The organism is Microbacterium meiriae, from assembly GCF_040702565.1.
In the GTDB taxonomy this organism is placed as follows: Bacteria; Actinomycetota; Actinomycetes; order Actinomycetales; family Microbacteriaceae; genus Microbacterium; species Microbacterium meiriae.
Map to the genome: position 1 here is coordinate 360,561 of NZ_JBFBLJ010000003.1, position 14,226 is coordinate 374,786.

Annotated in this window: 14 protein-coding genes; 6 read left to right on the forward strand and 8 right to left on the reverse strand. The window is 70.1% G+C overall.

The annotated features are described in order from the left end of the window. Positions 1-8: 8 nt before the first annotated feature. The 6 genes from pstA to AB0310_RS15535 all read right to left on the reverse strand — a co-directional run bounded on the left by pstA (position 9) and on the right by AB0310_RS15535 (position 7,419). Entirely contained in the window at positions 9-1,106 is a 1,098-nt protein-coding gene (gene pstA / locus AB0310_RS15510) for a phosphate ABC transporter permease PstA (protein WP_268776741.1), read from the reverse strand. A 1-nt stretch (position 1,107) separates the two neighbouring features. Beyond that, positions 1,108-2,091 (reverse strand): phosphate ABC transporter permease subunit PstC, encoded by a 984-nt coding sequence (gene pstC, locus AB0310_RS15515; protein WP_187662094.1) that lies wholly within the window; start codon positions 2,089-2,091, stop codon positions 1,108-1,110. A 106-nt stretch (positions 2,092-2,197) separates the two neighbouring features. Next, complete coding sequence (locus tag AB0310_RS15520; protein ID WP_187662093.1) at positions 2,198-3,301, reverse strand: phosphate ABC transporter substrate-binding protein PstS; 1,104 nt, start codon at positions 3,299-3,301, stop codon at positions 2,198-2,200. A 237-nt stretch (positions 3,302-3,538) separates the two neighbouring features. Next, the gene (locus tag AB0310_RS15525; RefSeq protein ID WP_366237590.1) at positions 3,539-4,525 is read right to left on the reverse strand and encodes an NUDIX hydrolase; all 987 of its coding nucleotides are present in this window, start codon (positions 4,523-4,525) and stop codon (positions 3,539-3,541) included. Next, positions 4,522-6,690 (reverse strand): RNA degradosome polyphosphate kinase, encoded by a 2,169-nt coding sequence (locus AB0310_RS15530; protein ID WP_187662091.1) that lies wholly within the window; start codon positions 6,688-6,690, stop codon positions 4,522-4,524. Before AB0310_RS15530 ends, AB0310_RS15525 begins: the two co-directional genes overlap by 4 nt. Positions 6,691-6,735: 45 nt before the next feature. Next, complete coding sequence (locus AB0310_RS15535) at positions 6,736-7,419, reverse strand: winged helix-turn-helix transcriptional regulator (protein WP_060923071.1); 684 nt, start codon at positions 7,417-7,419, stop codon at positions 6,736-6,738. 74 nt (positions 7,420-7,493) lie between these two features. Between AB0310_RS15535 and AB0310_RS15540 the strand changes: the two genes are divergently transcribed. The 3 genes from AB0310_RS15540 (at position 7,494) to ygfZ (ending at position 9,665) form a co-directional block, all read left to right on the forward strand. Further along, the gene (locus tag AB0310_RS15540) at positions 7,494-7,784 is read left to right on the forward strand and encodes a hypothetical protein (RefSeq protein WP_366237591.1); all 291 of its coding nucleotides are present in this window, start codon (positions 7,494-7,496) and stop codon (positions 7,782-7,784) included. Between the two features lie 150 nt (positions 7,785-7,934). Continuing rightward, entirely contained in the window at positions 7,935-8,537 is a 603-nt protein-coding gene (locus AB0310_RS15545) for a nitrobindin family protein (protein ID WP_259951404.1), read from the forward strand. A gap of 12 nt (positions 8,538-8,549) precedes the next feature. Continuing rightward, the gene (gene ygfZ / locus AB0310_RS15550) at positions 8,550-9,665 is read left to right on the forward strand and encodes a CAF17-like 4Fe-4S cluster assembly/insertion protein YgfZ (protein ID WP_366237592.1); all 1,116 of its coding nucleotides are present in this window, start codon (positions 8,550-8,552) and stop codon (positions 9,663-9,665) included. A gap of 15 nt (positions 9,666-9,680) precedes the next feature. On the opposite strand, the gene AB0310_RS15555 is transcribed toward ygfZ, so the two are convergent. Continuing rightward, the gene (locus AB0310_RS15555; RefSeq protein WP_259951406.1) at positions 9,681-10,502 is read right to left on the reverse strand and encodes a class I SAM-dependent methyltransferase; all 822 of its coding nucleotides are present in this window, start codon (positions 10,500-10,502) and stop codon (positions 9,681-9,683) included. A 60-nt stretch (positions 10,503-10,562) separates the two neighbouring features. Here AB0310_RS15555 and AB0310_RS15560 point away from each other — a divergent pair, with 60 nt between their 5' ends. After that, on the forward strand, positions 10,563-11,312 hold the full coding sequence (locus AB0310_RS15560) for a phosphoglyceromutase (protein WP_101848551.1): 750 nt from the start codon (positions 10,563-10,565) through the stop codon (positions 11,310-11,312). Positions 11,313-11,393: 81 nt separating this feature from the next. On the opposite strand, the gene phoU is transcribed toward AB0310_RS15560, so the two are convergent. Next, on the reverse strand, positions 11,394-12,092 hold the full coding sequence (gene phoU, locus AB0310_RS15565; RefSeq protein ID WP_187662086.1) for a phosphate signaling complex protein PhoU: 699 nt from the start codon (positions 12,090-12,092) through the stop codon (positions 11,394-11,396). A 215-nt stretch (positions 12,093-12,307) separates the two neighbouring features. Between phoU and AB0310_RS15570 the strand changes: the two genes are divergently transcribed. Both AB0310_RS15570 and AB0310_RS15575 read left to right on the forward strand, forming a co-directional pair. Beyond that, positions 12,308-13,531 carry a sensor histidine kinase gene (locus AB0310_RS15570; RefSeq protein ID WP_268776745.1) on the forward strand — a complete coding sequence of 408 codons (1,224 nt, stop codon included), beginning with the start codon at positions 12,308-12,310 and terminating at the stop codon, positions 13,529-13,531. Then, on the forward strand, positions 13,528-14,211 hold the full coding sequence (locus tag AB0310_RS15575; protein WP_071328841.1) for a response regulator: 684 nt from the start codon (positions 13,528-13,530) through the stop codon (positions 14,209-14,211). Before AB0310_RS15570 ends, AB0310_RS15575 begins: the two co-directional genes overlap by 4 nt. Positions 14,212-14,226 lie beyond the last annotated feature (15 nt).

Here is a 14,226-nt window from a genome sequence, read left to right on the forward strand (position 1 = left end):
TCGGGCGCTCAGCGGCCGTTGACCTTCGGGGCGAACAGCTTCGCGATCAGGCGCGCGAGCAGGTTCAGCACCATGACGATGAGGATGAGGGTGAGGGCGGCGGCCCAGGCGCGCGCGACGGCGGCGTCCGGGCTCGTGCCCTGGTTCATGTACTGGTTGTAGGCGAACACCGGGAGGGTCATCATCTGGCCGTCGAAGATGTTCGTGTTCAGGCTCTGCGTGAAGCCGGCGGTGAGCAGCAGCGGGGCGGTCTCGCCGATCACGCGGGAGATGGCGAGCATCACGGAGGTCATGATGCCGGCGATCGAGGTGGGCAGCACGACCTTGAGGATCGTGAGCCACTTCGGCACGCCCAGGGCATAGGAGGCCTCGCGCAGCTCGTTCGGAACGATCCGCAGCAGCTCCTCGCTGCCTCGCACCACCACCGGGGTCATCAGCACCGCGAGCGCGAGCGCGCCCATGAAGCCCATCGAGATGCCGGGGCGGATCAGGAGCGCGAACACCGCGTAGATGAACAGACCGGCGACGATCGAGGGGATGCCCGTCATCACGTCGACGAAGAACGTGATGGCCTTGGCGATCTTGCCGCGGCCGTACTCGACGAGGTAGATCGAGGTCATCAGGCCGACCGGCACCGAGATGATCGTGGCCGTGAGCGTGATGAGGACGGTGCCCCAGATCGCGTGCACGATGCCGCCGCCGTCGCCGACGACGTTGCGCATCGAGTAGGAGAAGAACTCGGCGTCGAAGCGCTCGATGCCGTTCGCCACCACGGTCCACAGCAGCGAGATCAGCGGCAGCAGGGCGATGAGGAAGGCGGTGGCGACGAGGGCCGTCATCAGGCGGTCCACGGCCTTCCGGCGGCTCTCCGCGATGGAGGAGATCACGGTGATGATCACCATGTAGAGCAGGATGCCGACGATGACGGTGCCCGCGATGTTGAAGTCGGCGAGCGGGGTGTCGGACCCGGCGGCGGCGACGCCGAAGACCGCGGCGGACACGACGAAGGAGACGCCGAGAAGGGCCCACGGCGCCCACTTCGGAAGACGGCCGGAGGTGAGGGCGGTGGTGCTCGCGGAGGGCGGAGCGCTGGTGAGGGCGGTCATGTCAGTTCGCTCCCGAGAACTCGGCGCGGCGGGCGACGATCCAGCGCGCCACCGCATTGACTGCGAAGGTCACGACGAAGAGGATGAGGCCGGTCGCGATCAGCGTGTTCACGCCGGTGCCGTGCGCCTCCGGGAAGGCGAGCGCGATGTTGGCGGGGATCGGCGTGGGGTTGGTGGCGGTGAGCACGAGGAAGCTGACCACCGCGGAGGGGGAGAGCACCATCGTCACGGCCATGGTCTCGCCGAGTGCGCGGCCGAGGGCCAGCATCGCGGCCGACACCATGCCGCCGCGGGCGAAGGGGAGGACGGCCATGCGGACCATCTCCCAGCGGGTGGAGCCGAGGGCGAGGGCCGCCTCCTCATGGAGCTTCGGGGTCTGCAGGAAGACCTCGCGGCAGATGGCGGTCATGATCGGGATGCACATCACGGCGAGCACGAGGGCGGCGGTGAGGATGGTCTTCCCGGTCGCGGAGACCTGACCACCGAAGAACGGCACCCACGACGCGTTCTCGTTGAGCCAGACGTAGATCGGCTGCAGCATGGGCGCGAGCACGAGGCCGCCCCAGAGGCCGAAGACCACGGAGGGCACCGCGGCGAGCAGGTCGATGATGTAGCCGAGGAAGGCGGCGAGTCGGCGGTGCGCGTAGTGCGAGATGAAGAGGGCGATGCCGATCGCGATGGGCGCGGCGATCAGGAGGGCGATGAACGACGCCCAGAGCGTGCCGAAGACGAGGGGCCACACGTACACCCAGAACGACTCGCCCCGGAGGATGTGGTTGTCGGTGGTGTCGAGCTGGAAGGCCGGCAGGCTCTGGATGACGAGGAAGGCGGCGACGAGCGCCAGCACGACCAGGATGATGATGCCGGCCGCCAGCGCGGTGCCGGAGAAGACCCGGTCGCCGAGGCGCTGCTTGGCCTTGATCGGTGTGGGCGGCGCCGGGGTCGGTGCCGGTGCCGTTGTCGGCTCCTGCGCGGTCGTGCTCATGATCTCCCTGTCTCGGGCCGGGTGGAGATGGATCGGGTGCTGACCTGGCGGAGCCCCCGCGCCCGCTCGGGGACGCGGGGGCACCGTCGTCAGTGGATCGGCAGGATCAGCCGACCTGGATCAGGTCGATCGCGGCCTGGACCTGCTCGCGCAGGCCGTCCGAGATCGGGGCGCTGCCGGCGTTCTCCGCGGCGGCATCCTGGCCCTCGGCGCTCGCGACGTACGTGAAGTACTCCTTCACGAGCTCCGCGACGTTGCTGTCCTCGTACTGCTCGCAGCCGATGAGGTAGCTGACCAGGGCGATCGGGTAGGCGCCGTCCGCGGCAGCGGCCGGGTCGACGTCGAAGACGAGGTCACCCTCGCCACGGCCCTCGGCGAGCGGCGAGCCCTCGACGAGCTTCGCGGCGGCCTCGGCCGAGTAGGCGACGAAGTCCTCGCCGACGCCCACGGCGACCTGGCCGAGGCCGTCCGCCTGCGAGGCGTCGAGGAAGCCGATGGCGCCGTTGCCGGCGGTGAGAGCCTGCTTGACACCCGAGGTGCCCTGAGCAGCCTCGCCGCCCTGGATCGGCCACTCGTCCGAGACCTCGTAGGTCCAGACGTCGGGGGCCGTCGCGCTGAGGTACTTGGCGAAGGTCTCCTGCGTGCCGGAAGGGTCGGAGCGGTGCACCGGCGAGATGGCCAGGTCGGGCAGCTCGACGCCGTCGTTGAGGGCCGCGATGGCCTCGTCGTTCCAGTTGGTGATCGTGCCGGCGAAGATGCCCGCGATCGTGGCGGCGTCGAGGTTCAGCGTGTCGATGCCCTCGAGGTTGAAGGCGACCGCGACGGGGGAGATGTAGAGGGGGACCTCGACGATGTCGTCGGTGGTGCAGGCGCCGAAGCCGCCGGCGGCGATCTCCTCGTCGTTGAACGCGCGGTCGGAGCCGATGAAGTTGCTGCCGCCCTCGAGGAAGTTCTCGCGGCCGGTGCCGGAGCCGGTGGGCTCGTAGTTGACCGTCACGTCGGGGTTGGCCGTCTGGAATGCGGCGACCCAGGCCTCCTGGGCTGCGGTCTGCGAGGACGCGCCGGTCGCGTCGATCGTGCCGGAGAGCGTGGACTCCGAGGGCTCTTCGCTGGAGCCGCCGGTTCCGCCTTCGTTCGCGGCACAGCCGGCGAGGGCGAGAGCGGCGACGGCGCCGATGGCGCCGATTCGTGCGATTCGGGAGATCTTCACTGTGGATCCTTCGATCTTGGAGGGGTGGGGCCCGGTGCAGGGCACACAGTGACGCTAGGGGCGACGGTTAACGAGACTCTCCCGCGCAGGTGAACGGCAGGTGAACGGCCAGCGACTCTCTGGGGCCGATCCCCGTCGTTGTGCGGGTCCCAGGGGCGCCTCCTCCGTTCGAATCGCCCACTGTGCGCCATCCCCGGCCCGGATGCAGCCACGTGAGCGACTCGAACGAGGGAGGGGTCAGACCTTCGGCGCGTGGGTCTCGATCGAGATGATGCCGGAGCCGGGGTTCGTCGCCGAGACATGCACCACGGAGAACGCGCCGGTCTCCAGATCGGCGGCGCTGCTGACGTAGGAGCCGTGCACGGTGCCGGTCGCGAGGGCGATCTCCGAGAGGAGCGCGGGGAGCACGGGGCCGTGACTGCAGAGCACCGCGGGCTTGCCGGCACGGATGCGGCGACCGACGACGGAACGGAGGTCGGCGACGCCGTCCTCCCATGCGTCCTGGCTGATCTTCTCGGTGAGGACCGGCTTGCGGTCCAGGGCCTTGGCGAGCGGGGTGACGGTCTGCACGCAGCGCACCGCGTCGCTGGTGACGATCTTGCGCACGCCGAAAGCGCGGAGCGGTCCGACGATGGCCTTGGCCTGCCGCTTCCCGCGGTCGGTGAGCGGCCGGGCCGCGTCCGCCTTGTCCCACTCCGACCGGGGCAGGGCCTTCGCGTGCCGGAGGGCGATCACCGGGAAGGTCCGCAGCACGCCGTCGTCCACCAGCGCCGCGAACGCATCGAGGATCTCGAGGTCCACCGGGTAGCTCAGCGCGGCACGCGCCTTCTTCACGCTGACCCACTCGAGGGCGGCGATCTCGCGGTTCGGCACGAACGTCGAGGCGCGGATCGCGGCATCCGTGGCCTCGGCCGCCCAGTAGTGGACGACCTTCTGCTTGCGGGACGCGAGGTGATAGCGGCTGATCCCGACGGGGACGCCGAGTGCCACCCGGATGCCGGTCTCCTCGTGCACCTCGCGCACGGCGGTCTCCGCGAGCATCTCGCCCGGGTCGACCTTGCCCTTCGGGAGGGTGACGTCGCGGTACTTGGTGCGGTGGATGAGCAGGATGCGCAGCTTGCCGTCGACCAGACGCCACACGACGGCCCCGGCCGCGTACACGGCCTTGTCCGCCCACTTCGTGTCCGCCGCGGACGCCGGGAGCTGGACCTGCCGCGCCGTCATCGAACCGCCCGCGCCCGACGACGTCGCTGGATCATCCCCATGGTCTTATCCTGCAGGTCGACGAGCGGCTTGCCATCGGCATCCACGGCGTGGCGCTCCCACACTCCGTCGCGGCCGAGATGCCACGACGAGGTCTGGTCGTCCATCGCCAGGTCGAAGAAGGCGGTCAGCTCCTTGAGGTGCGCGGGGTCGGTGACCCGCACCAGGGCCTCGACGCGACGGTCGAGGTTGCGGTGCATCATGTCGGCACTGCCGATGTACACCTGCGGGTCGCCGTCGTTCTCGAACGTGAAGATGCGGGAGTGCTCGAGGTAGCGGCCGAGGATGCTGCGGACCGTGATGTTGTCGCTGATCCCGTCGAGATCGGTCCGCAGGCTGCAGATGCCGCGCACCCACACGTCGACCTTCACCCCGGCGGCACTGGCGCGGTACAGCGCGTCGATGATCTCCTCGTCGACCATCGAGTTGACCTTGATGCGGATGTGCGCGGGCTTTCCCGACTCGGCGATCCGGCGTTCCGCGTCGATCAGCCGGACGAGGCCCTTGCGGAGGTGGAGCGGGGCGACGAGCAGACGCTTGAACTTCTTCTCGATCGCGTAGCCGCTGAGCTCGTTGAACAGCCGCGTGAGATCCTTGCCGACCTGGGCGTCGGCGGTGAACAGCCCGAAGTCCTCGTAGATGCGGCTGGTCTTCGGGTTGTAGTTGCCGGTGCCGACGTGCGAGTAGTGCTGGAGCTTGCCGTCCTCCTCGCGGATCACGAGGGCGAGCTTGCAGTGCGTCTTGAGGCCGACCAGGCCGTACACCACGTGCACGCCGGCCTTCTCCAGCTTGCGCGCCCACACGATGTTGTTGGCCTCGTCGAAGCGGGCTTTCACCTCGACGAGCGCGAGCACCTGCTTGCCGGCCTCGGCCGCGTCGATGAGGGCCTGCACGACGGGGCTGTCTCCGGAGGTCCGGTACAGCGTCTGCTTGATGGCGAGCACGTGCGGGTCGCGGGCGGCCTGCTCGAGGAACGCCTGCACGCTCGTGGTGAAGGACTCGTACGGGTGGTGCACGAGGACGTCGGACTTGCGGATCGCCTTGAAGATGTCGGCTCGGTTGCTCGACCCCGCGGGCTGGAAGGCGACGGCGGTGGTGGGCAGGTGCGGCGGGTACCGCAGGTCCGGACGGTCGATCCGCGACAGGTCGAACAGTCCGCGCAGGTCGAGCGGTCCAGGCAGGCGATAGACCTCGAGGTCGGTGATGTCGAGTTCCCGGACCAGCAGGTCCATGGTGACATCGTCCATGTCGTCGGTGATCTCGAGCCGGATGGGCGGACCGAACCGACGACGCAGCAGCTCGGCCTCGAGCGCCTGGATCAGGTTCTCGCTCTCGTCCTCCTCGATCTCCACGTCCTCGTTGCGGGTGAGGCGGAACGCGTGGTGGTCGAGCACCTCCATGCCGGGGAAGAGGTCGCCGAGGTGGTTGGCGATGAGTTCCTCCAGCCGCAGGAAGCGCTTGATCTCGCCGCCGCCCGGCACCTCGACGAAGCGCGGCAGCATGGGCGGCACCTTGAGTCGCGCGAACTCCTGCCGGCCGGTCCGCGCGTTGCGGATGCGGATGGCGAGGTTCAGGGAGAGGCCGGAGATGTACGGGAACGGGTGCGCCGGGTCGACCGCGAGCGGCATCAGCACCGGGAAGACCTGCGCCCCGAAGTAGTCCGACAGCGCCCGGCGCTCGTCGTCGGTGAGATCGGACCACTCGGTGATCTCGATGCCGGAGTCGGCGAGAGCGGGACGGACGAGCGTCGTCCACGCGTCCGCGTGGCGGAGCTGGAGCGCGTGGGCCTCCCGCGAGATGTCGGCGAGGGCGTCGACGGGGGAGCGCCCGATGTTGGTCGGCACGGCGAGACCGGTCATGATGCGCCGCTTGAGTCCGGCGACACGCACCATGAAGAACTCGTCGAGGTTGCTGGCGAAGATCGCCAGGAAGTTCGCCCGCTCCAGCTCCGGCAGCGACGGATCCTCCGCGAGCTCCAGCACGCGCTGGTTGAACGCGAGCCAGCTCAGCTCGCGGTCCAGATAGCGGTGGTCGGGGAGCTGCGAGTCCGGCGCCTCGACGGCGTCGTCGAAGTCGTCGTCTTCGGCGTCACCGAGGCCGGCGTCGGCGAGTGCGGGATCGATCATGGGGTACATCTAAGCACCGGCAGGTGTCGGACGTGTGAACAGCGGTCAGCGCGAGCCGACCAGGCTGTCGTCCTCGTAGACGTTGAAGCGGTAACCGACGTTGCGCACCGTGCCGATGATCTGCTCCTGATCGCCGAGCTTGGCGCGCAGCCGCCGCACGTGCACGTCGACGGTCCTGGTACCGCCGAAGTAGTCATACCCCCACACCTCGCTCAGCAGCTGCTCACGGGTGAACACCCGCGAGGGATGGGTCGCGAGGAAGTGCAGGAGCTGGAACTCCTTGTAGGTGAGGTCGAGCGGTCGTCCGTGCAGCTTCGCCGAGTACGACTGCTCGTCGATCGTGACCCCGGAGGCCTGCACGCGCGCCGGCTCCGCGACCTCGTCCCGTCGGGCGAGCGCGAGGCGCACGCGGGCGTCGATCTCGGCGGGGCCGGCGGTGGACAGCAGCACATCGTCGATGCCCCACTCGCCCGACAGCGCGCTCATGCCGCCCTCGGTCACGACGAGCAGGAGCGGCGCATCCTGCCCGGTCGCCCGCAGCAGACGGCACAGCGACTTCGCCCCGACGAGGTCGTGACGGCCGTCGACGATCACGATGTCGTACTCCGGGGCGTTGATGAGCTGGGCCGGCTCGGCGGGGATCTGCCGCGTGCGATGACTCAGCAGCTCGAGGGCGGGCAGCACCTGCTCCGAGAGCGGAGCATTGGTCAGAACCAGCACCAGGGCCACGCGCACTCCTCACCGGCGGGGGGATCGACGCCGTGCCGCCATGATAGCGGCCGCCGATGCGCAAGAATGGTGACATGTCAGAACCGGCTCTCGCGCCCCGCAACGCCTTCACCGGCGTGATCGCGGTCTGGGCGACCGCGTTCGTCGGCAGCATCCTCATCGGGATCTTCGCTCCGGAGGAGTGGCGGATCCCCTGGATGCTCGTGGGCTTCGGTGCGGTCGTGCTCCTCTCCTTCGCGGTGCAGCTCTGGTACGGCCGCACACAGGGCTTCATCTTCCGCGTCGCGAGCAGCGTGACGGGCTCCCTGCTGCTGATGGGGATCATCTCCGTCGGCTTCGGCCTGGCCGCCCTCATCCCTGCCTGAGCCGGATCGCCGGGGGTAAGGTGGAGGTCATGGACATCATGGCGCTCGAAATCTTCTTCATCGGCCTGCTGGGCCTGGCGAGCCTCGCGATCGTGTTCGTCTCGGCCGTGGTGCTGCGCAACCTCTTCCGCGGCCAGCGCTGACGACATCGTGATCGAGCTCCCCACAGACCTCCCCGCCGACCTCGCCCCGCTGGCGTGGTTGATCGGCGTGTGGGAGGGCTCCGGGGTGATCGACTACCCCGTCGGGGAGGAGCGGCTGCAGGGGGAGTTCACCCATCGCGTGAGCTTCAGCCACGACGGCGGACCGTTCCTCAACTACGCGGCGACCGCGACGTTCGTCGGCGACGATGCCGCACCCGCCGTCCCGCTGACCGCCGAGTCCGGGTTCTGGCGACTGGCGCGACCGGCTGCGGCGACCGATGCGGGTCCTGCCCTGCTCCCGCCGACGGCGACGCCCGTGACCCGCACCGTCGACGACGTCGAGACGCTGCGATCGCCCAACGGCGCCTTCCCACTCGAGGTGTCGCTGGCCCGCTCGGACGGCATGCTCGAGTACTACGTCGGTGAGATCAACGGTCCTCGTGTCGACCTCTCGTCCGACGCCATCGTGCGCGGCGCCGGTGCCAAGGACTACGCCTCCGCCTCGCGGATGTACGGGCTCGTCGACGGGCACCTGCTGTGGGCGTGGGACATCGCGGCCCTCGGCACACCTCTGCGGGCGCACGCCTCGGCGCGTCTCGCCCGCGTCTGAACGGAGCACACCGTGAGCAGCAGCGTCTTCGACGGCGTCCCCGGAGCGATCACGGGTGAGCGCGGGATCGCCCACTTCGGCGACCCCTTCCGCGAGCAGCGGCGTCTCGCAACCGGAACGGCCATCGCGCCCCTCGACGACCGGACGGTCATCGAGGTGTCCGGCCCCGAACGCCTCCCGTGGCTCGACTCCATCACGTCCCAGGCGGTGAGCGGCTTGCGCGCAGGGGAGAGCACCGAGCTCCTCGTGCTCGACCCGCAGGGGCGGGTGGAGCACGCGGCCGGCGTCCTCGACGACGGCATCTCGACCTGGCTCCTCGCGGACGCCGGCGACGCCGAGGGGCTCGCGACGTGGCTGACACGGATGAAGTTCCGCACCCAGGCCACCGTCGAGCTGCGCCCCGACCTCGCGCTGCTCGGATTCGTCGATGGCGGCTCCGCTGCCGTCCGCGTGCGCGGCCTCGACGGTGTGCGGGTGTGGGTCGACCCCTGGCAGCGCATCAGCGTGGGCGGCCACCAGTACGCCGCGGTGCCCTCCCACCCGGGGGCGGACCTCGCCTGGCGGATCGGCATCGTGCCCGAGACGGCGGCGCGCGCACTCGCCGCGGACCTCGACCGCGAGGACGTCGCCGGGCTGCTCGCCGCCGAGGCCCTGCGGATCGCCGCCTGGCGTCCGCGCTGGGCGGCCGAGGTCGACGAGCGGTCGTTGCCGCACGAGTCGGACTGGCTCCGCAGTGCTGTGCACTTGAACAAGGGCTGCTACCGCGGCCAGGAGACGGTCGCGAAGGTGCACAACCTCGGGCATCCGCCGCGGCGTCTCGCCCTGCTCCAGCTCGACGGCAGCGACGCCGTGCTTCCGGAACCCGGTGCTCCGGTGTTCGCGGGTGATGACGAGGTCGGGCACATCACCTCCTCCGCGCGGCATCACGAGGACGGGCCGATCGCCCTCGCCCTCCTGTCCCGCCGTGCCCCCGTCGGCGACCTCGTCGTCCGCGCCGAGGGGATCGACATCGCCGCGTCCCAGCAGATCATCGTGCCCGCGGACGCCGGCGCCACCGCGGATGTGCCGCGACTGACGCGGCTGTCCCGCCGTCCCACAGCGCCGGATCCCCGCGACGCCGGAGTCTGAGCTGACGGGCGCCGGTCAGACCGGTGCCACCGCCTCCCACGGCAGGGTGAGCTCTCCCAGTCGCCAGCGGCTCCGTCCGCCCTGCACGGGCCAGCCCTGCGCGCGCAGGGCGGCCACCGCGGCGAGGAAACGCTGCGTGGCTCCGAAGGTCGACAGGGGAGCGGCGCGCTCCCACTCCCGGTCCAGGTCGACGAGCAGTGCGTGGATGCGCTCGCCGGGGACGTTGCGATGGATGAGGGCCTTGGGCAGCCGCTCCGCGACGATGCTCGGGACCTCGAGTCCGCGGAGGCGAAGGGAGATGGAGAAACGGAGGGGAGCGCCGACGGGATCGACATCCACCCAGCTCGCGACGCGCCCGATCTCGTCGCAGGTCCCCTCCACCAGCAGTCCTTCCGGCGAGAGGCGGTGCGCCATCGTCCGCCAGGCGCCCGCGACCTCGGCTTCGTCGTACTGCCGCAGGACGTTCATCGCCCGGATGACGGCGGGGCGCCGGCCGTCAGGGAGCGGCACCTCGAATCCGCCGCGGGCGAAGGAGACGCGGAGGTCGGCGGGGAATGGAGTCCGGCCGGCTCGGACCTCGCCGAGCTGCTGCTCTGCGGTGGACACCCGCTCCGGATCGAGTTCCAGACCGCGCACCTCCGCGTCCGGCCGCACTCGTCGCAGTCGTGCGGCCAGCTCGAACGCGGTCACCCCGCTCGCCCCGAACCCGAGGTCGACGACGAGCGGGTCCGCGGCGCGACGGAAGGCGGGGGAGGCGGCGATCCACCGGTCGTTCCGACGCAGCCGGTTCGTCCCGGTCGTGCCGCGGGTCGGCCGACCGAGGGGAGATGACGCCATGCGTCCATCCTCCCTCCTCCGCCGCTGCGCCCGCTCCGCGCCCCCGGATAAACTGGCGACATGACTGCGAAGCGCACCCTGATCCTGCTCCGCCACGGCCAGAGCGAGTGGAACGAACTGAACCTCTTCACCGGCTGGGTGGACGTCCGCCTGACCGAGCAGGGCAAGGGCGAGGCCCGTCGCGGCGGTGAGCTGCTCGCCGAGTCCGGCATCCTGCCCGACGTGCTGCACACGTCGCTGCTGAGCCGGGCCATCCAGACCGCCGACATCGCGCTGGATGCGGCGGACCGGCTGTGGATCCCGGTGAAGCGGTCGTGGCGCCTCAACGAGCGTCACTACGGCGCTCTGCAGGGCAAGGACAAGGCACAGACCCTCGAGGAGTTCGGCCCGGAGCAGTTCCAGCTGTGGCGCCGCTCGTTCGACGTCCCGCCGCCCCCGCTGGACGACGCGAGCGAGTTCAGCCAGGTGGGCGACGCCCGGTACGAGGGCATCGACGGCGAGGTGCCGCGCACGGAATCGCTCAAGCTCGTCATCGACCGCCTCCTGCCGTACTGGGACGCGGAGATCGTCCCCGACCTCGAAGCCGGCAAGACCGTGCTCGTGACGGCACACGGCAACTCGCTGCGCGGCCTCGTCAAGCACCTCGAGGGGATCAGCGACGACGACATCGCCGGCCTGAACATTCCGACCGGCATCCCGCTCGTGTACGAACTCGACGAGAACAACGCGCCGACCGGTCCCGGCCGCTACCTCGACCCGGAGGCCGCCGCCGCCGGTGCCGCGGCCGTGGCCGCCCAGGGCAAGAAGTAACCGAGACCCTGGTTTCACGTCGAGACCCCCTGCTGCAGTCGCCTGCAGCAGGGGGTCTCGACGGTAAGGCGGGGTTTCGGGTCAGGCGTGACCGAGCTGCTCCTGCTGCTCCACCGCGAGGGCGATGTCCTCCTCCTCGACGTGCCAGTCGCCCGTCGCGAGGTAGACGACCTTCTTGGCGACGGCGACCGCGTGGTCCGCGAACCGCTCGTGGTACCGGCTGGCGAGCGTCGCGTCGACCGTGGCGACGGCCTCGCCCTTCCAGTTGTCGCTGAGCACCTTCTCGAAGACGCTGGCGTGCAGCTCGTCGACGTCGTCATCCGCGTTGCGGATGGCGTCCGCGAACTTGAGGTCCTGCGTGCGAAGGAGCTCGGCGAGCGTGCGGGAGATCTCCACGTCCAGCTCGCCCATCTTCACGAAGGTGCCCTTGAGGCCCTTCGGGATCGCGCGCTCCGGGAACCGCAGCCGCGCGAGCTGGGCGATGTGCTCGGACATGTCGCCCATCCGCTCCAGGGATGCGCTGACGCGGAGCGCCGTGACGACGATGCGGAGGTCGCGCGCGACCGGCTGCTGCCGGGCGAGGATCTCGATGGCCTGCTCGTCCAGCGCGACCGCGAGCTCGTCGATCTTGGCGTCGTCGGCGATGACCTCCTCGGCCAGCGCGACGTCGCTCGTGGCGAAGGCGCGGGTGGCCTTGTCGATGGAGACCGTCACGAGCTCGGCGATCTCGACGAGGCGGGACTGCAGGTCCTCGAGGGACTGGTGGAAGACTTCGCGCATGGTGGGCGCAACCTTTCGTTCGGATCCCGGCTGACGGTCCAGCGCGGGGCGGCGGGGCGTCCGCATGGGGGAGGACTGCGCGCGCGCAGGCCTGAAGCGATTGTCTGCTCCGAAGGTTAACGAACGGTGCCCAGCGAGTGAATAGTACGTCTCCGCTCCCCGTGATGGCGCGGAAACCCGCCGGATCGACGGTGAACGCGCTCTACGCTGGAGTCATGACCCTGCCGCAGCTCGCGCTGTCCTCCCTCGCCATCGGGTTGGCGATCGGCGTGGGCCTCTCGCTCCTCGTGGTCTGGGCGTACCGCGCCCGAGCGCGGGCGGAGGAGGAGACCTCGATGGTCATCCCGACCGGGATCACCGACGTGCTGCGCAGCATGGACGATGCCGCGTGCGTCGTGGACGTCTCGGGGCTCGTGCTGGCCACCTCCAAGGCCGCGGCGCGTTTCGGGATCGAGGTCGGGTCGACGCTCGACAATCCGGAGCTCCGGCAGCTCGTGCGCGGTGTGCGCTCGACGGGGGAGACGGCGACCGCCTCGATGCGGATCACCCGCGGCGGTCTGAGTCTCGACCCCCGACTCGTGTCGGCCAGGGCGAGCGCGATCGGCACGCGCCTCGTGCTCCTCATCATCCGGGACGTGACTGAGCAGGAGCGCCTCGATCAGATGCGCCGCGACTTCGTGGCCAACACGAGCCACGAGCTGAAGACGCCCGTCGGCGCGGTGAGCCTGCTCGCCGAGGCCATCGAGTCCGCCGCCGACGATCCCGCTCAGGTCCGCGCGTTCGCCTCCCGGATCTCGGCGGAGGCCGGCCGGCTCGGCCAGCTCACCGGGCGCATCATGAGCCTGTCGCGGCTGCAGGCGGAGGACGGGCTGACCGAGGTCGCGCCCGTCTCGATCGACGAGGTCATCGCCTCCTCGATCGAGGCCCATGTCGTGCAGGCGGACTCGGCCGGCGTCGAACTCGCCCGCGGCGGCGACCGCGGCGTGTGGGTCCGCGGCGACGCGCAGATCCTCATCGAGGCCGTCGGCAACCTCATCGCCAACGCGATCGTCTACTCGCCCCGCGGCTCCCGGGTGGGCGTCGGGGTGAAGGCCGACGACGACGTCGTGGAGATCGCCGTGTCCGACCAGGGCATCGGGATCGTCGAGGCCGATCGCGAGCGCATCTTCGAGCGGTTCTACCGTGCCGACGAAGCCCGCTCGCGGCGCACCGGCGGCACCGGCCTCGGGCTGTCCATCGTCAAGCACGCCACTCAGCGGCACGGGGGAGAGGTGCGGCTGTGGTCGCGCCCCGGCCGAGGATCGACGTTCACCATCCGCCTGCCTCGCATCGACGCCCCCGCGAACAGCGGGCAGGGCAAGAAGAGCAAGAAGAAGCGCGCACGCAAGGGCGCCCCCGCGACCGGGGCGACGCGCGTCCGAAACGGAGAGACCGCATGACCCGCATCCTTCTCGTCGAAGACGAGCCCGACCTCGCCGACCCCCTCGCGTACCTGCTGCGCCGCGAGGGCTACGAGGTCGAGATCGCCGAGGACGGTCCCGGTGCGCTGACGGCGTTCCGGGAGCGCGGCGCCGACATCGTGCTGCTCGATCTCATGCTGCCGGGGATGCCGGGGACCGAGGTGTGCCGTCAGATCCGCTCGACGTCCGCCGTGCCGATCATCATGCTGACCGCCAAGGACTCCGAGGTCGACATCGTGGTCGGGCTCGAGCTCGGCGCCGACGACTACATCACCAAGCCCTACTCGTCGCGGGAGCTCCTCGCCCGGATGCGGGCGGTGCTGCGACGCGTCGTGCAGGCCGAGGGCGAGTTGGACGAACGGGTGCTGGAGGGCGGGCGCGTCTCGCTCGACATCGATCGGCACACGGTGTCGGTCGCCGGCGAGCAGATCAACATGCCGCTGAAGGAGTTCGAGCTTCTGGAGGTGCTGATGCGCAACTCCGGTCGGGTGCTCACGCGCGGCCAGCTCATCGACCGCGTCTGGGGGAGCGACTACTTCGGCGACACCAAGACGCTCGACGTCCACATCAAGCGCATCCGCTCGCGGATCGAGGAGAACCCCAGCGAGCCGGTGATGCTCGTGACCGTCCGCGGCCTGGGATATCGCTTCGAGGGCTGACGACAGACAGAAGAG

Coding starts and splice junctions, on each gene's coding strand:
- pstA (WP_268776741.1), bottom strand. CDS start 1,106: ATGACCGCCCTCACCAGCGCTCCGCCCTCCGCGAGCACCACCGCCCTC.
- pstC (WP_187662094.1), bottom strand. CDS start 2,091: ATGAGCACGACCGCGCAGGAGCCGACAACGGCACCGGCACCGACCCCG.
- AB0310_RS15525 (WP_366237590.1), bottom strand. CDS start 4,525: ATGACGGCGCGGCAGGTCCAGCTCCCGGCGTCCGCGGCGGACACGAAG.
- AB0310_RS15530 (WP_187662091.1), bottom strand. CDS start 6,690: ATGATCGATCCCGCACTCGCCGACGCCGGCCTCGGTGACGCCGAAGAC.
- AB0310_RS15540 (WP_366237591.1), top strand. CDS start 7,494: ATGTCAGAACCGGCTCTCGCGCCCCGCAACGCCTTCACCGGCGTGATC.
- AB0310_RS15555 (WP_259951406.1), bottom strand. CDS start 10,502: ATGGCGTCATCTCCCCTCGGTCGGCCGACCCGCGGCACGACCGGGACG.
- AB0310_RS15560 (WP_101848551.1), top strand. CDS start 10,563: ATGACTGCGAAGCGCACCCTGATCCTGCTCCGCCACGGCCAGAGCGAG.
- phoU (WP_187662086.1), bottom strand. CDS start 12,092: ATGCGCGAAGTCTTCCACCAGTCCCTCGAGGACCTGCAGTCCCGCCTC.
- AB0310_RS15570 (WP_268776745.1), top strand. CDS start 12,308: ATGACCCTGCCGCAGCTCGCGCTGTCCTCCCTCGCCATCGGGTTGGCG.
- AB0310_RS15575 (WP_071328841.1), top strand. CDS start 13,528: ATGACCCGCATCCTTCTCGTCGAAGACGAGCCCGACCTCGCCGACCCC.